21 protein-coding genes are annotated in these 24820 nt (G+C 65.9%); 19 read left to right on the top strand and 2 right to left on the bottom strand.

Annotated features, from left to right (window positions below):
- Positions 1 to 4: 4 nt before the first annotated feature.
- The gene (locus QM685_RS01735) at positions 5 to 1057 is read right to left on the bottom strand and encodes an aldose 1-epimerase (protein WP_415112117.1); all 1053 of its coding nucleotides are present in this window, start codon (positions 1055 to 1057) and stop codon (positions 5 to 7) included.
- Between the two features lie 339 nt (positions 1058 to 1396).
- Here QM685_RS01735 and QM685_RS01730 point away from each other — a divergent pair, with 339 nt between their 5' ends.
- From QM685_RS01730 to QM685_RS01655, 16 genes are all read left to right on the top strand, one after another.
- The gene (locus QM685_RS01730) at positions 1397 to 2449 is read left to right on the top strand and encodes a LacI family DNA-binding transcriptional regulator (RefSeq protein WP_415112116.1); all 1053 of its coding nucleotides are present in this window, start codon (positions 1397 to 1399) and stop codon (positions 2447 to 2449) included.
- A 229-nt stretch (positions 2450 to 2678) separates the two neighbouring features.
- Positions 2679 to 3698, top strand: a complete 1020-nt coding sequence (locus tag QM685_RS01725; protein ID WP_415112115.1) for an ABC transporter substrate-binding protein — start codon at positions 2679 to 2681, stop codon at positions 3696 to 3698.
- Positions 3699 to 4116: 418 nt separating this feature from the next.
- Positions 4117 to 5691, top strand: a complete 1575-nt coding sequence (locus QM685_RS01720) for a sugar ABC transporter ATP-binding protein (RefSeq protein WP_415112313.1) — start codon at positions 4117 to 4119, stop codon at positions 5689 to 5691.
- Positions 5681 to 6721: an ABC transporter permease gene (locus QM685_RS01715; protein ID WP_415112114.1), complete on the top strand. Its 1041-nt coding sequence runs from the start codon at positions 5681 to 5683 to the stop codon at positions 6719 to 6721. Before QM685_RS01720 ends, QM685_RS01715 begins: the two co-directional genes overlap by 11 nt.
- A 55-nt stretch (positions 6722 to 6776) precedes the next feature.
- Positions 6777 to 7733: an ABC transporter permease gene (locus QM685_RS01710; RefSeq protein WP_415112113.1), complete on the top strand. Its 957-nt coding sequence runs from the start codon at positions 6777 to 6779 to the stop codon at positions 7731 to 7733.
- A gap of 498 nt (positions 7734 to 8231) precedes the next feature.
- Positions 8232 to 9002, top strand: coding sequence for a ferredoxin--NADP reductase (locus tag QM685_RS01705; protein ID WP_415112112.1), 771 nt, complete (start codon positions 8232 to 8234; stop codon positions 9000 to 9002).
- A 379-nt stretch (positions 9003 to 9381) separates the two neighbouring features.
- Entirely contained in the window at positions 9382 to 10248 is an 867-nt protein-coding gene (locus tag QM685_RS01700) for a sensor histidine kinase (protein ID WP_415112111.1), read from the top strand.
- Between the two features lie 10 nt (positions 10249 to 10258).
- Positions 10259 to 10915: a response regulator transcription factor RqpR gene (gene rqpR / locus QM685_RS01695; protein ID WP_415112110.1), complete on the top strand. Its 657-nt coding sequence runs from the start codon at positions 10259 to 10261 to the stop codon at positions 10913 to 10915.
- Positions 10916 to 11219: 304 nt separating this feature from the next.
- Positions 11220 to 12611: an amino acid permease gene (locus QM685_RS01690; RefSeq protein ID WP_415112109.1), complete on the top strand. Its 1392-nt coding sequence runs from the start codon at positions 11220 to 11222 to the stop codon at positions 12609 to 12611.
- Positions 12612 to 12928: 317 nt separating this feature from the next.
- Positions 12929 to 13462, top strand: a complete 534-nt coding sequence (locus QM685_RS01685; RefSeq protein WP_415112108.1) for a (2Fe-2S)-binding protein — start codon at positions 12929 to 12931, stop codon at positions 13460 to 13462.
- Positions 13463 to 13472: 10 nt separating this feature from the next.
- Complete coding sequence (locus QM685_RS01680) at positions 13473 to 15857, top strand: xanthine dehydrogenase family protein molybdopterin-binding subunit (protein WP_415112107.1); 2385 nt, start codon at positions 13473 to 13475, stop codon at positions 15855 to 15857.
- Between the two features lie 22 nt (positions 15858 to 15879).
- Complete coding sequence (locus QM685_RS01675; protein ID WP_415112106.1) at positions 15880 to 16677, top strand: FAD binding domain-containing protein; 798 nt, start codon at positions 15880 to 15882, stop codon at positions 16675 to 16677.
- Between the two features lie 128 nt (positions 16678 to 16805).
- A complete protein-coding gene (locus QM685_RS01670; RefSeq protein WP_415112105.1) occupies positions 16806 to 17687 on the top strand; it encodes an AAA family ATPase in 882 nt (293 codons plus the stop codon).
- 20 nt (positions 17688 to 17707) lie between these two features.
- Positions 17708 to 18988, top strand: a complete 1281-nt coding sequence (locus QM685_RS01665) for a vWA domain-containing protein (RefSeq protein ID WP_415112104.1) — start codon at positions 17708 to 17710, stop codon at positions 18986 to 18988.
- The gene (locus QM685_RS01660) at positions 18979 to 19584 is read left to right on the top strand and encodes a CoxG family protein (protein ID WP_415112103.1); all 606 of its coding nucleotides are present in this window, start codon (positions 18979 to 18981) and stop codon (positions 19582 to 19584) included. Before QM685_RS01665 ends, QM685_RS01660 begins: the two co-directional genes overlap by 10 nt.
- Positions 19557 to 20579: an XdhC family protein gene (locus tag QM685_RS01655; RefSeq protein WP_415112102.1), complete on the top strand. Its 1023-nt coding sequence runs from the start codon at positions 19557 to 19559 to the stop codon at positions 20577 to 20579. The genes QM685_RS01660 and QM685_RS01655 overlap by 28 nt, the downstream gene beginning before the upstream one ends.
- 71 nt (positions 20580 to 20650) lie before the next feature.
- Here the strand turns inward: QM685_RS01655 and QM685_RS01650 are convergent, their stop codons facing one another.
- Entirely contained in the window at positions 20651 to 21376 is a 726-nt protein-coding gene (locus QM685_RS01650; RefSeq protein ID WP_415112101.1) for a PepSY-associated TM helix domain-containing protein, read from the bottom strand.
- Between the two features lie 366 nt (positions 21377 to 21742).
- Between QM685_RS01650 and QM685_RS01645 the strand changes: the two genes are divergently transcribed.
- The 3 genes from QM685_RS01645 (at position 21743) to QM685_RS01635 (ending at position 24765) form a co-directional block, all read left to right on the top strand.
- Positions 21743 to 23644 (top strand): DUF3857 domain-containing transglutaminase family protein, encoded by a 1902-nt coding sequence (locus QM685_RS01645; RefSeq protein WP_415112100.1) that lies wholly within the window; start codon positions 21743 to 21745, stop codon positions 23642 to 23644.
- A gap of 159 nt (positions 23645 to 23803) precedes the next feature.
- Positions 23804 to 24487, top strand: coding sequence for a hypothetical protein (locus QM685_RS01640; RefSeq protein WP_415112099.1), 684 nt, complete (start codon positions 23804 to 23806; stop codon positions 24485 to 24487).
- Positions 24487 to 24765, top strand: a complete 279-nt coding sequence (locus tag QM685_RS01635) for a hypothetical protein (protein ID WP_415112098.1) — start codon at positions 24487 to 24489, stop codon at positions 24763 to 24765. The genes QM685_RS01640 and QM685_RS01635 overlap by 1 nt, the downstream gene beginning before the upstream one ends.
- Positions 24766 to 24820: the final 55 nt, after the last annotated feature.

The following is a 24820-nucleotide window of genomic DNA, read 5'->3' as shown; positions in this document are numbered from 1 at the left end:
GCCTTTACTCCCGATGCGGCGTCCACGTCAGCGCCGCCTCGATCTTCTCGCCCGGCTGCAGCACGCAGCCGCCGACCCGCTCACGCAGGCCCGCCGTGTCGAACGTGTCGAACGCGTTGAAGCAGTCGGTCGTGTTCGTGACCGGCTCCACGCACAGTTGCGGATCGTCGGCCGGCGCGAACACCACCATGTGGTCGAACGGTGCGTCGGCGCTCAGCGTCAGGCTGCGGCGTTCATCGGGCCACGCGATCGTCGCCTCGCGCGCCCAGTTCGCGAAATTGTTGTCGAGATCGAACGCGTCCGCGGACATGCCCGCGCGCATCGCGTCGACCGCGGGATGCGGGCCGAGATGAGTCGGCAGCACCTCGGCGTCGGCGTGCCACATCGCCTGCACGTCGGCATGAATGCGCGTCTGCGCGGTGCGCGGATAGTACGGGTGATGACCCATGCCAAACGGCATCGGCCGCTCGGCCAGGTTTTGCGCGGACAGCGTGATATGCAGCGCGCCGCCGCGCAATTCGATGCGCTGGCGCGCGCGATAGCGAAACGGCCAGTCGCCGCGCGCGCCGGGGTCCGGCGCATGCTCGAAGTGCAAGTCCACCGCGCTTTCGCTGCGCGCCCCGACACGCCACGGATGCCGCCATGCGTTGCCGTGCAGCGCATGCGCGAAGCGCGTGTCGTTGCCCGCGAGGTCGATCGTGGCGCCGTCGAATTCGAAACGCGCGTCGCGAATCCGGTTGCAATACGGAAACAACGGAAAGCTCGCCATGCGCAGCGGATCGCGCTGGGCGAATGCCTCCGGCGCCGCCGGCCGCAGCCAGTGCAACGGACCGTCCGGCGTGACTTCGTAGAACGCCGCGAGCGCGCCGCCGATCTCGGGTGCGATCACCACGCGCAACGCGCCGGCCGTCAGCGTGACGAGCCGCGCGGCGAGCGCGGGATCGGCGAGCCACGAAAGTGCGCCAGTTTGTACGGCCTGTACGGCCGGTTGTGACGAAGCTTGCGCCACGGGTTTTGTCACAGCGGGCCGCATCGGATTCAGGGAAACGTCGCGCATAGTCAGAAGAAGTGAAACCGCGGGCCAAAGGCGGCGTCAACGTGCATCGGGGTCTCCTTATAGCGTGCCGCGCACGGCACGCGGCCGGCGGACCGGCTGAGTCCGCCGAGCGAGAATCGCACGACATGGCATCGTCGGTCAATATTATTAGTAATAAATTTATCGAAATACGCGACCCGGCGTCGAAATATCCCTCCCAAATGGCGGGTTAGCGCGCGTTGCCGCGCAGATATTATTAGTGGTACCGTCGGCAGCATGATGCCAGCGGCATTCCCCCTGTTTTCGCGCCGCGTCGACGCGGCCCGCACAATGAAAAAATCGACTCAACGCCGTCCTACCATGACCGACATCGCCAAGTTCACCGGCGTGTCGCAATCCACCGTGTCGCTGGTGCTCAACAACGCGGCCGGCGCGAAATTCTCGGAAGCCACCCGCAACAAGGTGCTGAAGGCCGCGCACGATCTCGGCTACCGGCTGTCGCTGCGCGCGCCGGTCGCGGCGTCGGGCGACGAACGCAACCTGATCGTCTACCTCGCCGACGAGATCTCGACGAGTCCGCACCCGGTCGTCAACATCGACGGCGCGCGCGACGCCGCCTACGCGAGCGGCAAGATGCTCGCGGTCTACTCGACGCACGGCAACGCCGACATCGAAAAGCAGGTGCTCGACACGGTCCTCGCCAATCCGCACGTGTTCGGCGTGATCTACGCGACCGTCTACACGCGCAAGGTGGCGCCGCCGGCCGCGCTGTCGCAGGTGCCGACCGTGCTGCTGAACTGCTACACCGGCGACAGCGCGTTTTCGTCGGTGGTGCCGGCCGAGGTCGCGGGCGGCCATCTCGCGACCGACTATCTGTTGCAGGCCGGCCACCGGCGCATCGGCTACATCAACGGCGAGCCGTGGCAGGACGCCGCGAAGGACCGTCTGAAGGGCTACCGCACCGCGCTCGCCACCGCCGACCTGCCGTTCGCGCCCGAACTCGTGCGCGACGGCGACTGGAGCTCGGGCCTCGGCTTCGAGCTGACGCTGTCGCTGATGCGCGAAGCCAATCCGCCCACCGCGATCTTCTGCGCGAACGACCTGACCGCGATCGGCGCGATCGAGGCGCTCAAGCAGCTCGGCCTGCACGTGCCCGAAGACGTGTCGGTGCTCGGCTACGACGACCAGGAAATCGCCCGCCATACGCATCCGCCGCTCTCCACCGTGGTGCTGCCGAACTACGAGCTCGGCCGCTGGGCGGTCGAAACGCTGCTGCAGGAAGAGCACAACCGCGCGGCCGGCGCGCCGGTGCGACACCGGATGGTCAAGCTCGACGGGCCGCTCGTCGAACGCGCGTCGGTCAGGGTAATTACCGAGGCGAAACAGCCGACAATTAATATTATTAGTGATTGACCGATAATAATTCCGAGTGGAATAATCGGCACGTCGGATCGAGAGGGGCGCACGCCGGCTGGTCATCACCCGATGGCCGCGCGACCGTCCCCGGTGCAAAGCCGGCAGTTGTCCGCCCATCCGCGGGCAACGCCTGGCAATGCGCCCGGCAAGACCCGATGCAGCATCCGAGGCAATACCGAGCAGCACAAAAGCAAATACAACCCTCACCCGGTTACTGGAGGAAGACATGGCGTCGCTCAATACGCAGTCGCGCTCGCACGCGCGCAAGCAGCAGATTCGTCCGCTGGCAGCTTCGCTGCTGGCTCTGGCAATCGGTCTCGGCGCCGCCGCCGCGCACGCCGATGACGCGTTGCCGAAATTGCCGAACAAGACCCCGTTGAAGGTCGGCTTCGCGCAAACCGAAAGCAACAACCCGTGGCGTCTCGCGGAAACGAAGAGCTTCAAGGACATCGCCGCGAAGTGCGGCTGGCAGCTCGTGATGACCGACGCCAATGGCTCCAACTCCAAACAGGTGTCGGACATTCAAAGCATGATCGCGCAGCACGTCGATCTGCTGGTGTTCCCGCCGCGCGAGGAAAAACCGCTCGCGCCGGTCGTGCTGCAAGCTAAAAAGGCCGGCATTCCGGTGATCCTCGTCGACCGCGACGTCGACCAGTCGGTCGCGAAAGCGGGCCGCGACTACATCACGTTCATCGGCTCGGACTTCATCGACCAAGGCCACCGCGCCGCCGACTGGCTCGTCAAGGCGACGGGCGGCAAGGCGAAGATCATCGAGCTCGAAGGCACGACCGGCGCGTCGGCCGCGAACGATCGCAAGAAGGGCTTTGACGAGGTGATCGCGAAGAATCCCGGCATGACGATCATCGCGTCGCAAAGCGGCGACTTCGCGCGCGACACCGGCCGCAAGGTAATGGAAACGCTGTTGCAGGCGCATCCGGACGTGACCGCCGTCTACGCGCACAACGACGAAATGGCGCTCGGCGCGATCGCCGCGATCAAGGCGGCCGGCAAGCAGCCGGGCAAGGACATCCAGATCGTCACGATCGACGGCACCAAGGGCGGCATGGACGCGATCGCCGCCGGCGAGCTCGGCGCGAGCGTGCAGTCGAGCCCGTTCTTCGGCCCGCTCGCGTGCGACGTCGCGCAGCGCTATGCAAAGGGTGAAAAGATCCCGACGTGGGTCAAGGTGTCCGACCGGTTCTACGACAAGGAAAACGTGCAGCAGAACATGCAGTACGGCTATTGATCGCGAACATGGCGAAGCGCCCTGAGGCACGCGCTCCACAGTGAGCGTCCTCGGGACCAGCTGAAGAGCTTCCCCCAGCGTTGTAGCAGGAAGTCACCCGCCTTCCATGATGTCTCCTCGTCGGGCGGGTGGCGGGAAGGGTTCGAAGCGACGCGCCCGTGACCGCACGGACCGTCGCTTCGCTTTTATGCGGCGTAACATGGTCCGGGCGCGCGTGCTTCACGGACGTGCGAAGCAAACGTGCGAAGCGAACGTGCAAAGCGGACCCTCGATCGACCCGGCCGACGCTTCGCCCCGGATGGCGCAGGCAGCGCCACACCGCCTATGCCACATCGGCAGCATCCGCATCAGGAGAACACCCGTGACGGAATCCGGCACGCAGACTCACTCCCCTCTTAACCGTCCGCCGCTGCTCGAGATGCAGGACATCGGCATCAGCTTCGGCGGCGTGCCCGCGCTGCGCAGCGCCAGTCTGAGCGTCGCCGCGGGCGAAGTGCACGCGCTGATCGGCCAGAACGGCGCCGGCAAATCGACGATGATCAAGATCCTGACCGGCGCCTATCGGCGCGGCTCGGGCAGCGTGCGCTTCGAAGGCCGCGAAGTCGATTTCCGCACGCCGAAGCAGGCACGCGAAGCGGGCATCAGCACGATCTATCAGGAGATCAACCTGGTGCCGTTCCGCTCGGTCGCGGAAAACATTTTTCTCGGCCGCGAGCCGCGCCGCTTCGGGCTGATCGAATGGCGCACGGTGCAGCAGCGCGCGGCCGCGCTGCTCGAATCGTTCGGCCTGGAGATCGACGTGAAAAAACCGGTCGGCCGCTATTCGACCGCGATCCAGCAAATGGTGGCGCTTGCGCGCGCGGTGTCGTCGGACGCGAAGATGGTCATCATGGACGAGTCGACCTCGTCGCTCGACGAACGCGAAGTGGAGTTGCTGTTCACCGTCGTGCGCAAGCTGCGCGACGACGGCCGCGCGGTGATCTTCGTGTCGCACCGGCTCGACGAGCTGTACGCGCTGTGCGACCGCGTGACCGTGATGCGCGACGGCCAGACGGTCGCGCAAAGCACGATGGCCGAGATGGACAAGCTGCAGCTCGTCACGACGATGCTCGGCCGCACGCTCGCCGCCGTGGTGCAGGAAGACACCGCGTCGCGCGAGGCGAATCTCGCGAAGCGCGGCAAGCAGGTGATCGGCGCGACCCAGCTCGGCGCGCCGCCGAAGGTGAACGGCGTGTCGCTCGACGTGCATGCGGGCGAAGCGGTGGGTCTCGCGGGGCTGCTCGGCTCGGGCCGCACCGAAACGATGCGGCTGATGTTCGGCGCCGATCCGCTGACACAGGGGTCGCTGTCGATCGGCGGCGAGACGGTCGCGCTGAAGTCGCCGCAGGACGCGATTGCGCGCGGCCTTGCGTATCTGACCGAAGACCGCAAGGGCGAAGGCATCGTCCCCGAACTGTCGGTGCGCGACAACCTCACGCTCGTATGTCTGCGCACGCTTGCGAAGAACGGCATCGTCGACGTGAAGAGACAGCAGGCGATCGTCGAGCGCTTCATCCAGACGCTCGGCATCAAGCTGCGTTCCGCCGATCAGCCGATCCGCGAGCTGTCGGGCGGCAATCAGCAGAAGGTACTGCTCGCGCGCTGGCTCGCGGCCGAGCCGTCGCTGCTGCTACTCGACGAGCCGACGCGCGGCATCGATGTCGGCGCGAAGGCCGACGTCGCGAAGATCGTGCGCGAGCTGCGCGACGCGGGGCTGGCGGTGCTGCTGTCCGCGTCCGAACTCGAGGAACTGACCGCGGTCGCCGATCGCGCGGTGGTGATCCGCGACGGACACACCGTCGCCGAGCTGAACGGCGCCGACATGAGCGAGACCGCGATCATGGATGCGATCGCCTACGGCAGCCACGGTCAGTCGGCGCTGGCCGAAGCGGCCCAATCGGCCAATGCCGCACACATCGAAGACGCGTTGGAGGGCGACCGTCATGGCGCTTAAGCTGCACACCGATACCTTGCGCACCGACCCGCCGCGCGGCGACACCACCACGATGCAATCCACCCAGCCCCCGCGCACGCAGCCGGCGAGCAGCATGCAGAAATGGCGCCATCTCGCGATGCAGCGCGAAATCATCGTGCTGCTCGCGATGGTGCTGTTCAACCTGATCTTCACGCCGCACTTCTGGTCGCTGCAGACCTTCAACGTGAACATGACGCAGGTCGTGACGATCGTGATCGTCGGCATCGGCATGACGCTGGTGGTGGCGACGGGCGGCATCGATCTGTCGGTGGGCGCGTCGATGGCGATTTCGGGCGCGCTCGCGCCGATGCTGTTCCTGAACATCTCCGGACCGCTCGGCATCGCGCTCGCGTTCGTGCTGCCGGTGCTCGCCGCCGCGTTGTGCGGCGTGTTCAACGGCCTGCTCGTGACAAGGCTGGCGGTGCAGCCGATCGTTGCGACGCTGGTGCTGTTCATCGCCGGACGCGGCATCGCGCAGGTCGTCACCGACGGCAGCCTGCAGGCGTTCAACACGCCCGCGTTCCAGTGGATCGCGCTCGGCAAGATCGCGGGCGTGCCGTTCCAGGTGCTGCTGATGCTCGCGCTGGTCGCGGTATTCGTGTGGGTCGTGCGCAAGACGCTGTTCGGCCAGTATCTGCTGATTACCGGCGGCAACGAGAAGGCCGCGTATCTGTGCGGCGTGCCGACCGCCACCGTCAAGCTGATCGCCTACACGCTGTGCGCGGCGCTCGCGGGGCTCGCCGGGCTGATCTCGATCTCGGTGAATTCGTCGTCGGATGCGAACGTCGTGGGGCTCGGCGTCGAGCTCGACGCGATCGCCGCGGTCGCGGTCGGCGGCACCGCGCTGACGGGCGGCAAGGCGTATATCGGCGGCACACTGATCGGCGCGCTGATCATCCAGTTGCTGCGCTACACGCTGCTCGCGCACGGCATTCCCGATGCGGCGGCACTGGTCGTGAAGGCCGGCATCATCGTCGCGGCCGTGTATGTGCAGCGGCGCTCGCGCTGACTGACGCACCGGGCAGGCACACAGAACCCCGCACGACACCTCAGGACTCGATGCGATGAAAAAGAATCTTCCTATCCTGCTCGCGCTCGCGGCCCTCGTCGTCTTCGGCCTCGTGCGCTACGAGCACTTCGGCTCGGCGTACAACATCACGTCGTTCTGGCGTTACAACTCGATGTTCGCGCTGATCTCGATCGGCATGGCCTTCGTGATCATCACGGGCGGCATCGATCTGTCGGTCGGCACAGTGGCGGCGCTCGCAAGTGTGGTTGCCGCATTGACGAGCGTCTACGGCGGCTGGGTCGCGGTGCTCGCGGGCTGCGCGGCCGGGCTCGCGGTCGGCGTGCTGAACGGGCTCATCATCACGCGGCTGCGGATCCTGCCGTTCATCGTGACGCTCGCGACGAGCCTCGGCGCGCACGGCGTCGCGCTGCTGCTGGGCAAGAACGATGCGGTGTCGATCGCCGCCGATTCGAACTTCGGCAACTTCGGCCAGGGCGATCTGTTCGGGCTGCCGATTCCGGGGCTCGTCGCGCTGGTCGCGGCGGTGGCCGGCTGGCTCGCGCTGCGCAGCACGCGCTTCGGTCGGCATTCGCTGGCGATCGGCGGCAGCGAGGAAGCCGCGCGGCTGATGGGGCTGAACGTCGACCGCACGCTCGTGACGGCTTACGCGGTGAGCGGCCTGCTCGCCGGCATGGCGGGCGTGATCCTCGCCGCTCAGTTCGGCGCGGGGCAGCCGAACGAAGGCGTCGGCTGGGAGCTGTTCGCGATTTCGGCGGTCGTGCTCGGCGGCACGCTGCTGACCGGCGGCGAGGGTTCCGTCGCGATGACGATTGCCGGCGTGCTGCTGCTCGGGCTCGTCTTCAATCTGCTGAACTTCGAGAACGGGATGGGCTTTATCAGCCTGTCCGCGTACTGGCAGTCGGTGATTCGCGGCGTGTTCCTGCTGCTCGTGATCGTGTTGCAGGCGCGGGTGCTGAAAGAACGCGGGAAAAAGCGGGTGGCGGCGGCATAGGCCGGGATAAATGGCGCGCCACCACACCACCTGCCACGAACCCGGCCCCGCACACTGCCCCTGTCTTCTTTCCGCGCAGCCTCTCCCCTGCCGGCCTCCCGGCCTCCGTTTGCCAGTTTCATCAGCAGGGTCAATGCTGCACCGCACGCCGCCTTTCGGTATCATCCTGAAATTGTCGTCCGCGCGGCGCGCTGCTTTCGCGCCTGCCGGACAGCCGATGGCAGCCGCCCTGCGCGGGGTTCGCCGAATCGCCGTACCCCGCTGAAGCACGGCCGCTCTCACGCCAACGTACTTTGCGGCGCCAGCAATCCCGGCGCCGCCGCTTCCTGGTCCAGCAATCCGTTTCACCACGCTCGAGCGCCGCGGCTCCGCACAGCGGGCACGGTAAAATGGCGGATTGCGCGTGAGTCCCGACCACGGGTCAGCGCAGCATCGCCCTTGCCGTGCCGGCCGGCTCAGACGACTGGCCGCCTTTGTTTTCGCACTATCCAAGAAGCCATGAGCAACCTCAATTCACAAACCGTCCTGAGCGTCCATCACTGGACCGATACGCTTTTCAGCTTCACCTGCACGCGCGACCCGTCGTTCCGCTTCGAAAACGGCCAGTTCACGATGGTGGGCCTCCCGGTCGACGGCAAGCCGCTCCTGCGCGCATACAGCCTCGCCAGTGCGAACTACGAGGAACATCTCGAATTCCTGAGCATCAAGGTGCAGGACGGCCCGCTCACGTCGCGCCTGCAGCACCTGAAGGTCGGCGACGAAGTCCTGATCGGCAAGAAGCCGGTCGGCACGCTGATGGCCGACAACCTGCTGCCGGGCAAGACGCTGTGGCTGCTGTCCACCGGCACGGGCCTCGCGCCGTTCATGTCGATCATTAAAGATCCGGACATTTACGACCGCTACGAGCGCGTGGTCCTCACGCACACCTGCCGTTTCGTCGACGAACTCGCGTACAAGGAGTACATCACCGAGCACCTGCCGGCGCACGAGCATCTCGGCGAGCTGGTGCAGGAAAAGCTGCTGTACTACCCGACCGTCACGCGCGAGGCGTTCGAGAACCGCGGCCGCATCACCGAGCTGATCGAAACCGAAAAGCTGTTCGCCGACCTCGGCGTGCCGGGCTTCTCGCTCGAAAACGACCGCGTCATGCTGTGCGGCAGCCCGCACATGCTGCGCGACACGCGCAAGCTGCTCGATGACCTGGGCTTCAAGGAAGGCAGCAATAACGAACCGGGTCACTACGTGGTCGAAAAGGCCTTCGTCGGCTGAGTCCGCATTCCGTTTCGTGGCCCCCGCGCCGCGAATCCTCGAAAAGGAGCCCTCGGGCTCCTTTTTTGTTGCCCGTTACAAATTGCCGCCGTGCGGTTGACATTTTGCGTCAGCATTATTCCGACAGCCGGGATGAAAAAAACGTCAAAAAAGATTAAGCGTTATATGAAAAATAAAGCGCTAACCCTTGGTACGACTGCATTTTTCTTTTTTTTGAGATATCATCGCGCCGCAGGATCAGATGCCTTGGCCAACCGGCCGTGGTCCGCCCGACTTGTTACTGAATGTAAATTTCGTTACGTTCGACCAGGGTGTTTTGTCCGTCGTGCCTGTGCGCACCTGCTTCGCTGTCCACACCGCTTCCTCAAGAGGGAAATTCATGGATACGTCGATTGCCGTCCCGTTCAACGCTCCGCTGGCGCCGTCAGCGGCACGTGATGGCTTCGACGCGCCGTCGCTCGCCACCGCGCGCGAGCTGGAGCGGCTGCGGGCGCGGGTGCGCGAGTTGTCGGTCGAACTCGTGCAGGCGCAGGAAAGCATCCGCCGTCACGTCGCGCGCGAGCTGCACGACGGCGTGGGCGCCGAACTGACCGCGACACGCTTCGCGCTCGCCGGTATCGAAACCTGGCTGCCCGCCGATGCTCCGCCGCAATGCGCAAACGCACTCGCGGTCGCGAACCGTTCGCTCGACGCCGTGTGCGCCGCGAACCGCGAGGCGGTCGCGCAGCTACACGCGCCATCGTTCGGCATGGGTCTCGCCGGCGCGATCCAACGCTGGACCGACGAATTCGCCGCGCGCACCGGCTTGCGCACCACGTTCGCCAGCGCCGACGACGCGCGACTTGCGCGCCTGCCCGCCGACGCGGCGCTCGCCGTGTTCCGCGTCGCGCAGGAAGCGCTGAACAACGTCGCCAGGCACGCGCGCGCGACATCCGCCGACGTGTGTATCGAAACCGGCCCCCACCATCTGACGCTGCGCGTCAGCGACAACGGCATCGGCCTGGCGCGCGGCGCCCGGAAAAATCACGGCGCCCGGGATGACTCAAACGACCATTTCGGCCTCGCCGGCATGCAGGCGCGCTGCGCCGCGTTCGACGGTACGCTGCGGGTAAGCGCGCGACGCATCGGCGCCGCCCATGCCGACGGCGACGGCAACGGCGGCACCCTCGTTCAGGCCCGTTTCGCCTGGGACGCGCTCCTTGCGCCAGCCGCGCCCCGCGCCGCCCGGCGCGCGCTGCAATCGTGAGCGCCCGAACATGAGCCTGCGCATCCTGATCGTCGAGGATCACGCCGTGGTTCGCCAGGGCGTGCGCCAGTTGCTGCTCGATCGCGGCGTCGCGCGCGAGGTCGCCGAGGCACAAAACGGCTCCGAAGCGCTCGATGCGGTCATCCGGCAGAGCTTCGACGTCGTGCTGCTCGACATCTCGCTGCCCGACATGAACGGCGTCGAAGTGCTCAAGCGTCTGAAGCGCAAGGCGCCGCGCGTGGCCGTGCTGATGTTCTCGATGTACCGCGAGGACCAGTACGCGGTGCGCGCGCTGAAGGCCGGCGCGTCCGGCTATCTGTCGAAAACGGTCGACACCGCGCAGATGATCGGCGCGATCCAGCAGGTCGCCGCGGGGCGCAAATACGTGAGCCCCGCGATGGCCGAAGCGCTCGCCGATTACGTGTCGTTCGACGGCGAGCAGTTGCCGCACGAAAAGCTGTCCGACCGCGAATACCAGACGCTGTGCATGCTCGCGTCCGGCAAACGGCTCACCGATATCGCCGCCACGCTGTCGCTGTCAGTAAAGACGGTCAGCGTGTACCGCACCCGGCTGCTCGAGAAGATGAAGCTGCGCAACAACGCGGAGCTGACCTTCTACGTGATGAGCAACCGTCTGGTCGACCTGAATCCGGCGATGGCGGGCTGAACCCCGCCCGCTTGCCGTCGGCGGTGCGCCGCAACGATTCACTGCGCCGCCGTCACTGCCGTCACATTCGTTGACGGAGAGATTCCTTCCCCATTAATCGCGTCTCCGGTGAAAGCTTTGCCGGCAGCCGGCTCACGACACGCGAAGACCACCCCGAAGTTCCCTTCTGGCGAGCGTTTCCGGCCGCCGCCCCAGCCCGGGAAACGACCTCGCCGGCAAGGCCAGCAGCGCGCTTCCGCTAGAATCGCGGGTTTTCCCTGACATTCGGCGCGCAACACGCGTGCACTACTGGAGACCCACGCCAATGTCCCTGCTTCGCAAAAAGAGCATCGAGCACATGCTCGCGACGAGCACTCAGAACGCCGGCCTGAAAAAGGCGCTCGGCGCGCTCGATCTCACCTTCCTCGGTGTCGGCGCCATCATCGGCACCGGCATCTTCGTGCTGACCGGCACCGGCGCCGTACAAGCGGGCCCGGCGCTGATGGTGTCGTTCGTGATCGCGGCGATCGCCTGCGGCTTCGCCGCGCTCGCGTACGCGGAATTCGCGTCGACGATTCCGGTCGCCGGTTCGATCTACACGTACTCGTATGCGACGCTCGGCGAACTGGCAGCATGGATCATCGGCTGGGACCTGATGCTCGAATACGGCCTCGCGACCTCGGCGGTATCCGTCGGCTGGTCGGGCTATCTGCAGTCGCTGCTGGCGGGTTTCGGCGTATCGCTGCCGCTCGCGCTGACGGCCGCGCCCGGCGCGATCCCCGGACACGCAACGCTCTTCAACCTGCCAGCGTTCCTCGTGATGATGGCGATCACGACGCTGCTGTCGCTCGGCGTGCGCGAATCCACGCGGATCAACAACATCATGGTCGCGATCAAGGTGACCGTCGTGCTGCTGGTGATCGCGGTGGGCGTGTTCCACGTGAGCCCCGCGAACTGGCATCCGTTCATGCCGAACGGCTGGAACGGCGTGTTCGGCGCCGCCGCGGTGATGTTCTTCGCGTTCATCGGCTTCGACTCGGTGTCGTCCGCGGCGGAGGAAGTGAAGAATCCGAAGCGCGATCTGCCGATCGGCATCATCGCGTCGCTCGGCGTGTGCGCGGTCCTGTACGTCGCGGTCGCGGCGGTCGTGACCGGCATCGTGCCGTCGGCGAAGTTCATGGGTATCTCGCACCCGGTGTCGTACGCGTTGCAGCAGGCGGGGCAAAACTGGGTCGCGGGCTTCATCGATCTCGGCGCGGTGCTCGGCATGCTGACCGTGATTCTCGTGATGGCCTACGGCCAGACGCGCGTGATCTTCGCGATGTCGCGCGACGGCCTGCTGCCCGCGAAGCTGTCGAAACTGCATCCGCGTTTCGCGACGCCGTTCTTCACGACGTGGCTCGTCGGCATTTTCTTCGGCCTGATCGGCGCGCTCGTGCCGCTCGACGTGCTGGCTGAACTGATCAATATCGGCACGCTGGCCGCGTTTTCGATGGTGTCGATCGCGGTGCTCGTGCTGCGCAGGACGCACCCCGAACTGCCGCGCGCGTTCCGCTGCCCGGGCGTGCCGGTCGTACCGGTGCTCGCGGTCGCATCGTGCCTGTTCCTGATGCTCAATCTGCAAGGCATTACGTGGGCCGCGTTCATGATCTGGCTGGCGATCGGCATGGTGATCTACTTCGGCTACTCGCGCCGTCATTCGAAACTGGCGAAGTAATGTTCCCGCGGTTCCCGCGTTCCCGCGCCCTCGCGCTCCGAACACACTTCCCCTCATAGCGCGCCCGCGCGATTTGTGCTTTACTTTTCGGCAGACCCATAAAAACCCGTAGCACCCTCGTCGGACCTCGCGAATAGCAGTCAGCACGCAGTCGAAGGAAAGCAAGGGCAATAAAAATCACAGGTCCGATCACCCACAGCAACCATCTTGCATGGGATCGCGGTAAGCGCTGAAGCGCCAATTCCGGTCGACACGCCAAAGCGTGCGATCGGAGTCGGCGCTTCAGCCCTCGCTCCGATCGACAAGGAGACAACTCCATGGCAATCAGCATCAGTCTGACGGTCAACGGCGCGCCTGTCAGCGCGACAGTCGACCCCGGCACCCTGCTTGTCCAGTTCCTGCGCGACCAACTCCGTCTGACCGGCACGCATGTCGGCTGCGATACGGCCCAATGCGGGGCCTGCACCGTGCATCTGAACGGCCGGGCGATCAAATCCTGCAACATCCTCGCGGCGCAAGCCGATGGCGCGCAAGTCACCACCATCGAAGGGCTCTCGCAAAACGGCACGCTGCATCCGATGCAGGCCGCGTTCAGGCACTGCCACGGCCTGCAATGCGGCTTCTGCACACCGGGCATGGTGATGAGCGCGGTGTCGCTCGCCGAGCGTCAACCCGATCTCACCGGCGACGACGTGCGCGCGCAGCTCGACGGCAATCTGTGCCGCTGTACCGGCTATCACAACATCGTCAAGGCGGTGCTCGAAGGCGCGAAGGGCATGAAGTCCGGCGCGCCCGGCGCAAAAGCCAGCACCCCCGCGAACGCAGGCGCGGCCACCGCGCCCGCCGCCTGAGGAGCCGACGATGAACGCACCCGATACCCCGCACCTGATCGGTGCCGCCGTCGAACGCAAGGAAGACTATCGCTTCCTCACCGGCAAAGGCCAGTACACCGACGACATCGTGCTGCCGCAGCAAACTTACGCAGTGTTCCTGCGCTCGCCGCACGCGCACGCGAAAATCAACCACATCGACACGAGCGCGGCGAAGCAGTCGCCGGGCGTCGTCGCGATCTTCACCGGCGCGGATCTCGCCGCGGAGAACGTCGGCGGACTGCCGTGCGGCTGGCTGATTCACAGCATCGACGGCAAGCCGATGAACGAGCCGCCGCATCCGGTGATTGCGCATACGAAAGCGCGCCACGTCGGCGATCAGGTCGCGCTCGTGATCGCCGATTCGATCAAGGCCGCGAAAGACGCGGCCGAACTGATCGACGTCGATTACGACGTGCTGCCGGCGGTGGTCGATCCCGCGCATGCGTCCGACCCGGGACAAGCGGCAGTGCACGACGAAGTGCCCGACAACGTCTGCTACAACTGGGGCCACGGCGACAAGTCCGCGACCGACGCCGCGTTTGCGAAAGCCGCGCACGTCACCACGCTCGACATCGTCAACAACAGGCTGGTACCGAACGCGATCGAACCGCGCGCGGTCAATGCGAACTATTCGGCGCAGGACGAGAGCTACACGCTGTATGTCGCGAATCAGAACCCGCACGTCGAGCGGCTGCTGATGGCGGCGTTCGTGTTGTCGCTGCCGGAATCGAAGCTGCGCGTGATCGCGCCGGACGTCGGCGGCGGCTTCGGCTCGAAGATCTTCCTGTATGCGGAAGACGTCGCGCTCACGTGGGCGTCGAAGAAGATCGGCCGGCCGGTCAAATGGACCGCGGAGCGCTCCGAAGCATTCGTCTCCGATGCACATGGCCGCGATCACGTGACCAGAGCCGAACTCGCAATGGACGCGGACGGCAGGTTCCTCGCGATGCGCGTGCACACGATCGCAAACATGGGCGCGTATCTGTCGACGTTCGCCTCCAGCGTGCCGACGATCCTGTACGCGACGCTGCTCGCCGGCCAATACGCAACGCCCGCGATCTACGCGGAAGTGAAGGCGGTGTTCACCAACACGGTCCCGGTCGATGCCTATCGCGGCGCGGGCCGCCCGGAAGCGACGTTCGTCGTCGAGCGTCTGGTGGAAGCCGCGGCGCGCGAGATGAAGCTCGATCCCGCCGAAATCCGCCGCCGCAACTTCATCACGCAGTTCCCGTACGCGACGCCGGTCGGCCTCACCTACGACACCGGCGATTACAACGCGACGCTCACGCGCGCGCTCGAACTCGCGGACGTCAAGGGTTTCGCCGCGCGGCGCGAGGCATCCGAAAAGAACGGCAAACGGCGCGGCCTCGGCTACTCGTGCTACATCGAGGCATGCGGTCTCGCGCCGTCGAACATCGCGGGCGCGCTCGGCGCGCGCGCGGGTCTCTTCGAAGTCGGCCAGATACGCGTGCATCCGACCGGCTCGGTGACGGTGTTCACCGGTTCGCACAGTCACGGCCAGGGGCATGAGACGACCTTCGCGCAGGTGGTCGCGGAGCGGCTCGGCATTCCGCTCGAAAGCGTCGAGATCGTGCACGGCGACACCGGCCGCATCGCGTTCGGCATGGGCACGTACGGCTCGCGCTCGATCGCGGTGGGCGGCTCGGCGATCATGAAGGCGCTCGACAAGATCGAGGCGAAGGCGAAGAAGATCGCCGCGCATCTGCTGGAAGCGTCGGCCGAAGACATCGAGTTCCAGAACGGCGTGTTCCGCGTCGCGGGCACCGACCGCACGAAAGCATTCGCGGAGATTTCGCTCGCGGCCTATGTGCCGCACAACTATCCGCTCGACGTGCTGGAACCCGGCCTCGAGGAAAGCGCGTTCTACGATCCGACCAACTTCACGTATCCGGCCGGCGCGTATATCTGCGAGATCGAAGTCGATCCGGAGACGGGCGTGTGCCGCATCCAGCAGTTCACCGCGGTCGACGATTTCGGCAACGTGATCAACCCGATGATCGTCGAGGGCCAGGTGCATGGCGGGCTCGCGCAGGGCATCGGTCAGGCGATGCTCGAGCGCTGCGTGTACGACAAGGATAGCGGCCAGTTGCTGTCCGGCTCGTATATGGACTACGCGATGCCGCATGCGTCCGATCTGCCCGACTTCACCGTCGAAACCGCGAAAGGCACGCCGTGCACGCACAATCCGCTCGGCGTCAAAGGTTGCGGCGAGGCGGGCGCGATCGGTTCGCCGCCGGCGGTGATCAACGCGATCATCGACGCGCTCGCGCCGCTGGGCGTGACCGATCTGCAGATGCCGGCCACCCCGCATCGCGTGTGGTCCGCGATTCACGCGGCTGCGCAACCCCACTGAGATCCTGAGCGGAGCATTCGACATGTATTCATTCGAGTATCAACGCGCGACGGATCCGAAAGCGGCCGCCGCGGCCCTCACCGCCGACAGCGACGCAAAATTCCTCGCCGGCGGCCAGAGCCTTCTGCCGACGATGAAGCTGCGTCTCGCGCAGCCGTCGCAACTGATCGACGTGACGCGGATTCCCGCGCTGAAATCGATCAGCGTCGACGCCAAAACGGTGACGATCGGCGCGGCGGTCTGCCACGCGGACGTCGCCGATCACGCGGACGTGCGGCGCGTGTTGCCGGCGCTCGCGGAGCTCGCCGGCCATATCGGCGATCGCCAGGTGCGCGCGCTCGGCACGATCGGCGGCTCGCTCGCCAACAACGATCCGGCCGCATGCTATCCGGCCGCGGCGATGGGGCTCGATGCGACGATCGTCACCGACCGCCGCCGCATCGCGTCGGGCGATTTCTTCGTCGGCATGTACGAGACAGCGCTCGCGCCCGACGAGCTGATCGTCGCCGTCGAGTTTCCGGTGCCCGAGCGCGCCGCGTACGAGAAATTCCGCAACCCCGCGTCGCACTTCGCGCTGGTCGGCGTGTTCGTCGCGAAGTTCGCAAGCGGCGTGCGCGTGGCGGTCACGGGTGCCGCGTCGTCGGTGTTTCGCGTGCCGGAGCTGGAAAGCGCGCTGTCGGCGAATTTCACGCCGGACGCCGCGCGCGCGGTCAGCGTGTCCGCCGCCGATCTGAACGAGGATATGCACGCGAGCGCCGAATACCGCGCGCATCTGATTCCGGTGCTCGCCGCGCGCGCGGTCACGAAGGCGAACAGTTAGCGGCCCTGGCTGACACAACCGGCCCCACGCGCATCGGCGCCGCATGCGGGCCAGCCGGCTTCGCGCTTTCCGCTCATTACTTGCGCCACGCTTTACCTACGCTTCATCGCGCGGATTCAGGACCACCCATGCAGCCGGCTTCGATCGACGACACCCTTGCCCAACTCGCCGCCCAACGCTATTTCGCGAGCCGCGAACTGGCGACCGCGCTGTATCTCGCGCTGCGCATGGAGCGGCCGCTGTTCGTCGAAGGCGAGCCGGGCGTCGGCAAGACCGAACTCGCGAAAGCCGCAGCGGGCATGCTCGGCACCACGCTGCTGCGGCTGCAATGCTATGAAGGGCTCGACACCGCGAGCGCGCTTTACGAATGGGACTACCCGCGCCAGATCATGGCGCTGCGGCTCGCCGAAGCGAGCGGCGAGCGTCCCGACAACGACACGCTGTATCGCGGCGAATTCCTGCTGAAGCGTCCGCTGCTGCAGGCGCTGCTGCCCGACGAACATCATCCGGGCGCGCGGCGCGTGCTGCTGATCGACGAAATCGATCGCGCCGACGAGCCGTTCGAAGCCTTCCTGCTCGAACTGCTTTCGGATTTCCAGGTATCGATTCCGGAATACGGCACCGTGCGCGCGGCGCAGCCGCCGCTCGTCGTGATGACGTCGAACCGCACGCGCGAAGTTCACGACGCGCTGAAGCGCCGCTGCCTGTATCAGTGGATCGGCTATCCGGACCGCGAGCGCGAACTCGAGATCGTCGCCGCGCGCGCGCCGCAAACGTCGACGCAATTGCAGCGGCGCGCGGTCGATTTCGTGCACCAGCTGCGCGGGATGGATCTGTTCAAGGCGCCGGGCATCGCCGAAACGATCGACTGGTGCCGCGCGCTCGAAGCGCTGTCCGTGACGGAACTCGATCCGCAATCGGTGCAGAACACGCTCGGCGTGCTGCTCAAGTATCAGGACGATCTCGCGCGGGTGGACACCGCGCGGATCGCGCAATGTCTGTCTGCCTGAGGATACCGAGGATAGCCGGCATGGCAAATCGAAGCGACGCGAACGATCGGGGCAACGGGAAGCGGGCCGCCGCATCGCCGGACGGCGCGCCGATGCTCGCGCGCAACGTCGTCCACTTCGTGCGCGTGCTGCGCGGCGCGGGCCTGCCGATGTCGCCCGCGCAGGCCGTCGACGCGCTCGCCGCGTTGCAGTGGATCGACCTCGGCCGCCGCGACGACGTGCGCGCCGCGCTCGCCGCGCTGCTCGTCACCGCGCCGGACGAGCGCGAGCTCTTCAATGCCGCGTTCGATCTGTTCTGGCGCGATCCCGACTGGGAAGGCAAGCTGCGCGCGCTGCTGTTGCCGAAAGTCCACGACGGGCTGCCGCCGCCGAAACGCAACAACCGTCTCGCCGATGCGCTCGCGGTACGCATGCCGCCGTCGCCGCATCTGAACGCACCGCGGGAAACCGAGCAGCACGAGTTGCACGCGCAGCTCACGTTCAGCGCGGAGGAGCGTCTGCGTCACCGCGATTTCGACACGCTCACCGCCGACGAATGGCGCAGCCTGCGCCATCTGATCCGCGGCCAGCGTCTGCCGCTCGCGACCGAACCCACGCGCCGCCTGAAGGCGGCGTCGCACGGCACGCATGCGGACCTGCGCGCGAGCGCGCGGCACGCGGTGCGCGCGGGCGGCGACTGGACCGTGTGGAAATATCGCGCGGTCGTCGAACGCAAACCGCCGCTCGTGCTGCTGCTCGATATCTCCGGCTCGATGAGCAACTACTCGCGCGCGGTGCTGTACTTCTGCCACGCGCTGTTGCAGTCGCGCGAACGCCTGCAGGTGTTCCTGTTCGGCACGCGGCTCACGAACGCGACGCGCGCGTTGCGCGAGCGCGACCCGGACGTCGCGATCGCGACGCTCAGCGATCAGGTGATCGACTGGTCGGGCGGCACGCGCATCGGCGCGGCGCTCGCCGAATTCAACCGGCGCTGGGCGCGCCGCGTGCTGACCGGCCGCGCGACCGTGCTGCTCGTCACCGATGGACTCGATCACGAAGCGATCGACGTGCTCGACACCGAAATGGCGCGCCTCGCGCGCTTCGCGCATCGGATCGTCTGGCTCAATCCGCTGCTGCGTTTCAGCGGCTTCACACCGAAAGCACGCGGCGTGCAGGCGATCCTCCCGTATGTCGACGCGCATCGCCCGGTTCATAATCTGGACAGTCTCGCAGTGTTCGGCCGCGATCTCGCGCAACTCACGCGCGCGCCTCGCCACGCCGTCGCCGCGACGACACTCGCAGGAGCAACGTCATGGAATTGACCGAAACCCACACGCTGCCGGTCGCGCAACAGCAAACGTGGGACGCGTTGAACGACACCGAAATTCTGCGCGCCTGCATCCCCGGCTGCGAAAGCATCGACCCCGACGGAGAAAACGCGTACCTGGTCGCGCTGAGCGCGGCGGTCGGCCCGGTCAAGGCGCGCTTCAAGGGGCGCATGCAATTGACCGACATCGATGCGCCGAACACCTACACGATCGTCTTCGAAGGCCAGGGCGGCGCCGCCGGCTTCGCGAAGGGCAATGCGCAGGTCACGCTCGAAGCCGACGGCGACGCCGCGACGAAGCTCAGCTACACGGCGAACGCACAGGTCGGCGGCAAGCTCGCGCAGATCGGCTCGCGGCTTGTCGATGGCGCGGCGCGCAAGATTGCCGGGGAATTTTTCCGGCGCTTCGGCGCCCAGCTCTCAGGAGACTCAGGAGACAATGACGCCGAAGCCGCGGCGCAAGGCGACGCATCGGCTGCGGCCGAAGCCGCGCCCGCGCAAGCGGAATCGAACGGGACCGCGGACGGCGAGTCTGGCGGCGAGGCAAAGAAAGGGAAGAAATCATGGACAGCGTGGATCTCGAAGTCCTGAAGTCCAGCGCCCGCTGGCTGGAAGAAGGGCATCGCGCGCTGCTGGTGACGGTCGTGAAGACATGGGGCTCGTCGCCGCGTCCCGAGGGCGCGATGCTCTCGGTGCGCGACGACGGACTCGTGGTGGGCTCGGTATCCGGCGGCTGCATCGAAGACGATCTGATCGATCGCGTGCGGCAACGCGGTATCGAGCAAACACATCCGGAAGCGGTGAAGTACGGCATCACGGCGGAGGAAGCGCATCGCTTCGGACTGCCGTGCGGCGGCACGATCCAGCTCGTGCTCGAACCGTTGACGCGGACGAGCGGCATTGGCGAGCTGTGTCGCGCGGTGGAGAGCGGGCGGCTCGTCGCGCGCGAAGTCGATATGACGACCGGCGCGGTGCGGCTCGACAACGCGCAGGCCACCGACGGCGTGCATTTCGACGGCCAGCGCCTGCTGACGATCCACGGCCCGCGCTACCGGATGCTCGTGATCGGCGCGGGGCAACTGTCGCGCTACCTGTGTCATATCGCGGTGGGGCTTGACTATCAGGTGACGGTGTGCGATCCGCGCGAGGAATACACCGAGGAATGGGACGTGCCCGGCACGAAGATCGTGCGCACGATGCCGGACGATACCGTGATCGATATGAAGCTCGACGAGCGCTGCGCGGTGATCGCGCTCACGCATGATCCGAAGCTCGATGATCTCGCGCTGATGGAAGCGTTGAAGACACCGGCGTTCTATGTCGGCGCGCTGGGTTCCCGCAGGAATAATCACGCGCGGCGCGAGCGGCTGAAGGAGTTCGATCTGAACGAAGCCGAGCTGGCCCGCCTGCATGGCCCGGTCGGCATTTATATCGGCAGCAGGACGCCGCCTGAAATCGCGGTGTCGATTCTCGCCGAGGTGACGGCCGCGAAGAACGGCGTGTCGCTGCCGACGCTGCTGCGGGTCGAAGGCGCGAAGGCGGCACGCGAGATTGCCGCCTCGGGTGGAGCGGCTTGCAGCGTGTAGTACCTATCGAGCGCAAATGAACGTTGCGCGCGGGGCATCGGACCGCGCAACGCGAATCATCGCGCCCTCGCTCACATCAACCCGCAAACCACCGCCGCGATCACCGAGCCGCCCACGAGTACCGCCCCGATCATGCGGCGCTTGTTCAACTCGGTCCACAGCAGCACGCCGGTCAGCGAAAGCAGAATCAGACTGCCCGCGATCGTATCGATCAGCAATACCCAGCCGACGCTCAAACCCACGCCCTTGTGCAGGTTGTTCAACGTCGCGAGAAACGAGTTGTGCGTGCGCTTCACCGACACGAAGCCGTTGCCGACCCAGTACTCGGCCTGTACGCTGTGCCCCGGTCCCATGATGCCGATCTGCCACAGTTCCGGCTGGATCGTGCTGCGCTCACCCCAGGCGACCGGGTGCGCCGGCTCGCGTTTGATGCGCCCCAGCCTGCCGTCGATCTTCAGTTCGCTGCTGAGCCACTTCGCCATCTCCATCGGCGAGCGCAGCGGCGTCCGCGGCACCGCGATCTGCATTTCTTCGACCTGCGGCGCGCCCGTCGAAATCTTCAGCGGACCGCCGCGATGATTCAGCAGAAAGCCGGTCACGCCGAACATCATGCCGAGCACCGCGCCCCACAGGCCGACCCAGCCATGCACCTTGCGCAGCCACTTGATGAAATTCGCGCGCCGCGAGCGCTGCCGGCGCGCCGCCTGCTGCGCGTCGTCGAGCAACGGATGAATGCGCCGCGGCGCGTCGGCGGCGGGGGTATCGGGTTTGAAATCAAGCGAGTCGGGCGCGTTCACAACGTACGTACTCCAGGCGCGGCGGTTAAGCCGCCGCCGGCGCGACGTAAAGGTAAGGCGCGCCCGTATGGCAGCGGTGGGAAAAATCCGGGGGAAGGTGCCGGATCACCAGGCTTGCGGTCCTGGTGATCCGGCTGAGAGGCTGGCTGGCAGTCACAGAGGAGGAGAAATGTGACGGGAAGCTGGCGACGCCTTTCAATTGAGAATCGTTATCATTGCACAATCGGGCGATTTGCTCAATGCCACGCTGTTCCGAACGAGTGGGCTCCACCCGCCGAATGCGCGCCAGCCGCTTGACATCCGACCGGCGCGAACCGACTCTAGCTGGCGATCCCGTCGACGTTCATCGTTCGGATACCGCCCGTCATGCGACTCTTTCTCCTGATCCGCGTTGCCTTCATCGGCTGGCTCGCCGGCATTCACGCCGCGAGCGCAAGCGTGCCGGTCAAACTGGACGATCCCTACACCAACGAAGGCGAGACGCAGACCTTCACGGTCAACGCGGACGGCTCATACACGAAGCTCGATTCGATGACGCTGCGCGTGAACAACAAAGCCGGCGTCGAGCGGGTCGCGCAGCAATACGTCTGGTTCAACCGCAACATGGCGGACGTGCGGATCATCGAGGCCTATACGATCACCGCCGATGGCGAGCGTCACGACGTGCAGCCCGAGCAGATCCGCGACGTGCAGGAAGCCCGTTCGTTCAACGCGCCGATGTTTCAGGACATCCAGGAGAAGGTGATCGTGTTTCCCGCGGTCGAACCGGGCGCGCGCGTGCATCTGACCTATCTGAAGACGCAGCGGCAGCCGATCGTGCCGGGCCAGTTCAGCGATTTCACGCCGCCCGATCTCGCGCCGACGCGCAACTTCCGCCTGATCTACGATCTGCCCGCCGACAAGCCGCTCCATGCCGACGCGCGCGGCTTCGATGCGCTGCCGCCCATCACGCGCGATGGTCGCACCCGCTATGAATTCCGCTACGACAGGGCGCATTTCGACCGGCTCGAGCGCGGCTCGGTCGCGTACGTGTCGTACGGCGACCGGCTGATGGTGTCGACCTTTCCGAGCTATGCCGCGTTCGCCGCGTCCTATCGCGACTCGGCGGCCGACCTGGGCGCGCACGACGCCGTGCTCACGCAGCTCGCGCGCCAGCTCACCGCGCACGACCGCACGCCGCGCGACAAGGCCAAAACGCTGTACGACTGGGTGCGCCGCAACGTGCGCTACGTCGCGATCAACGTCGGACGCGGCGCGGTCGTGCCGCACAGCGCGAGCGCGATCCTCGCGAACCGCTACGGCGATTGCAAGGATCACGTCGCGCTCTACGGCGCGATGCTCGACGCGGTCGACGTGCGCAATGAACCCGCGCTGATCAGCAACGGCACGATCTATACGCTGCCAAGCGTGGCCGGCTACGGCGTCATCAACCACGTGATCACGTGGCTGCCCGATTTGCAGATGTACGCGGATTCGACCGCGTCGAACGTCGAATTCGGCTTTCTGCCTTCATCCGACATGAACCGGCCGACCGTGCTGGTCGGCGACGGCGTACTCGCGCGCACCCCCGCCACCGCGCCGATGACGCGCAGCACGGACCTCGCGATCAGGATCGAGCCGGACGGCTCGGCGAGCTTCACGTATCGGCTGCGGGACGCCGGGCCGTACGCCGAACAGGCGCGCGCGAGATTGCGCACGCAGACGGCCGCGCAACGCGAGGAATCGATTCAGGCCGAGCTGCGCAACGCGAATCTGCGCGGCACCGCGACACTCACGACGAGCGATCTCGCCGCGACCGACGGCCCGCTGACGCTGACGATGAAGGGCACGCTGGAGAGCCTCGTCGTGACCGGCATGACGGCATCGATTCCGGCGTTGACGAGCCTCGGCGGCGGCGTCGAGGCGGACACGCGCTACTGGCTCGGCGAGCGCAAGCGCACCCAGCCGTTCGTGTGCCACAACCTCGCGGTGCACGAACGCGCGCGCATCGAGCTGCCCGCCAATTTCCACGTGCTCGACATGCCGGAGCCGAAGCGCACGCAGGACCGCTTCGTCGATTTCGAATCGCATTACACGTTCGATCCGCAAAGCAACGTGATCACGATGACGCGCGACGGCACGACCCATTTCGACAGCGACGTCTGCACGCCCGACGATTTCACGCAGATGCGGCCTGCTATCGAAGCGATCGGGCGCGACGTGCGCGCGGAAGTGATCGTCAGGTCGACGTTGGTGGAGTCGTCGAGTGTGGCGTCGCAGGCGCCTTGAGGGGTGGGCGTGGTGATGCGCCCGAGATGTTACAGCGTGTCAAATTTTTTCGAGATCGATCCGTAGGCGGCCCATGCCCGCTACGATGTGCGTTCCAGCAGGCAACAAAGCCGGGTTGACCGCCGATGTACGACACTCTTTATGCACCCTTTGACGTCTATGGCTGACAACGAAGAGGAAACAGCTCGCAGCCAGTTGAAAGAGGACCAGCGGGACTTCAATGAGCACTTCCGCACGGATTTCGACTTTCGCAAACCCACTCGCAGCGAACTGGACGATGTGCTGTCGTTCGTCTCCAATCACTTGCGCGGCCTGAAACAGACTGCCCCGGATGGGCGTCCCCCACTTGCATCGGAGCGGCCGCCGCCCTCAGGCGAAGGATGTAGCGATCCGATATCAGTGACGCTGAACGGTCCACTTTCGGCAGTGGTGAAAAGCCCCATCATCGCCTCCGGGAAGTCGCTGCTGATTGCCGGCAGCGATGGCGGCGTTGCCGTCGTCGATACGGCTAGCGGCGATGTTGGTAGCTTTGAATGGTTCGGCCTGACCGGGGCGATAGCTATTGTGGTCAGTAAGGACGGTATCGACGCTGATACGAACAATATGCCGACACTGTTCGGGAATGCGCAGCCGTTCGAGTACTCGGCGAACCCGGCGAGTAACAATGCATTTGATCTGGCCGCAAGAGGTGTTAGCGAAGCGAATGAGGCCGAATGCTTCACGCAATATGAGCGGGACCTCGATCTGTGCAACGCGCTCGCAAGCGCTATGGGAGGCTTCCGGGGTTTGGCGCTCTGCAAACAGCAGGCATTCGTGAACTATCAGCAATGCAGGGGATATTAATGGCAACGCATCCACCTTACTCGGTCGTATTGAGCTACGACGAGCATCAGCAGAAATTCAGCGTGCAGACGGCCGATCCGGCGAAGCTCGTGCCGCTGCTCGCCGGCAAGCTCGACATGCCGATCCTGCTGGACGAGTTCGACTACCGGATCGACGATGAATTCGCTCGCCGTCTTGGTGTCGCGATGCTCAACCTGCTTGCTTTGGGCAAGCCCGATCTGAAGCAGTACATGAGCGTCACGCCGAGGCCGGTCACGCGGGAAGGAGACCAGCGTTAGCGGCCTCCGGATCGAATCCCGAAAGCGCTTTTAGAGGCGATCTTCCTTCACTTTT

Source organism: Paraburkholderia sp., assembly GCF_047605525.1.
In the GTDB taxonomy this organism is placed as follows: Bacteria; Pseudomonadota; Gammaproteobacteria; order Burkholderiales; family Burkholderiaceae; genus Paraburkholderia.
Note: the sequence above shows the minus strand (reverse complement) of the source record. Positions and strands in the feature narration are given on the sequence as shown.

Bases quoted from the DNA above. Each gene is read 5' to 3' on its own strand.
- QM685_RS01660 (WP_415112103.1), top strand. From the start codon at position 18,979: ATGGAATTGACCGAAACCCACACGCTGCCGGTCGCGCAACAGCAAACG.
- QM685_RS01715 (WP_415112114.1), top strand. From the start codon at position 5,681: ATGGCGCTTAAGCTGCACACCGATACCTTGCGCACCGACCCGCCGCGC.
- QM685_RS01700 (WP_415112111.1), top strand. From the start codon at position 9,382: ATGGATACGTCGATTGCCGTCCCGTTCAACGCTCCGCTGGCGCCGTCA.
- QM685_RS01680 (WP_415112107.1), top strand. From the start codon at position 13,473: ATGAACGCACCCGATACCCCGCACCTGATCGGTGCCGCCGTCGAACGC.
- QM685_RS01710 (WP_415112113.1), top strand. From the start codon at position 6,777: ATGAAAAAGAATCTTCCTATCCTGCTCGCGCTCGCGGCCCTCGTCGTC.
- QM685_RS01690 (WP_415112109.1), top strand. From the start codon at position 11,220: ATGTCCCTGCTTCGCAAAAAGAGCATCGAGCACATGCTCGCGACGAGC.
- QM685_RS01685 (WP_415112108.1), top strand. From the start codon at position 12,929: ATGGCAATCAGCATCAGTCTGACGGTCAACGGCGCGCCTGTCAGCGCG.
- QM685_RS01635 (WP_415112098.1), top strand. From the start codon at position 24,487: ATGGCAACGCATCCACCTTACTCGGTCGTATTGAGCTACGACGAGCAT.
- QM685_RS01640 (WP_415112099.1), top strand. From the start codon at position 23,804: ATGGCTGACAACGAAGAGGAAACAGCTCGCAGCCAGTTGAAAGAGGAC.
- QM685_RS01655 (WP_415112102.1), top strand. From the start codon at position 19,557: ATGGACAGCGTGGATCTCGAAGTCCTGAAGTCCAGCGCCCGCTGGCTG.
- QM685_RS01645 (WP_415112100.1), top strand. From the start codon at position 21,743: ATGCGACTCTTTCTCCTGATCCGCGTTGCCTTCATCGGCTGGCTCGCC.
- QM685_RS01720 (WP_415112313.1), top strand. From the start codon at position 4,117: ATGCAGGACATCGGCATCAGCTTCGGCGGCGTGCCCGCGCTGCGCAGC.
- QM685_RS01730 (WP_415112116.1), top strand. From the start codon at position 1,397: ATGACCGACATCGCCAAGTTCACCGGCGTGTCGCAATCCACCGTGTCG.
- QM685_RS01725 (WP_415112115.1), top strand. From the start codon at position 2,679: ATGGCGTCGCTCAATACGCAGTCGCGCTCGCACGCGCGCAAGCAGCAG.
- QM685_RS01675 (WP_415112106.1), top strand. From the start codon at position 15,880: ATGTATTCATTCGAGTATCAACGCGCGACGGATCCGAAAGCGGCCGCC.
- QM685_RS01665 (WP_415112104.1), top strand. From the start codon at position 17,708: ATGGCAAATCGAAGCGACGCGAACGATCGGGGCAACGGGAAGCGGGCC.
- QM685_RS01735 (WP_415112117.1), bottom strand. From the start codon at position 1,057: ATGCGCGACGTTTCCCTGAATCCGATGCGGCCCGCTGTGACAAAACCC.
- QM685_RS01705 (WP_415112112.1), top strand. From the start codon at position 8,232: ATGAGCAACCTCAATTCACAAACCGTCCTGAGCGTCCATCACTGGACC.
- rqpR (WP_415112110.1), top strand. From the start codon at position 10,259: ATGAGCCTGCGCATCCTGATCGTCGAGGATCACGCCGTGGTTCGCCAG.
- QM685_RS01670 (WP_415112105.1), top strand. From the start codon at position 16,806: ATGCAGCCGGCTTCGATCGACGACACCCTTGCCCAACTCGCCGCCCAA.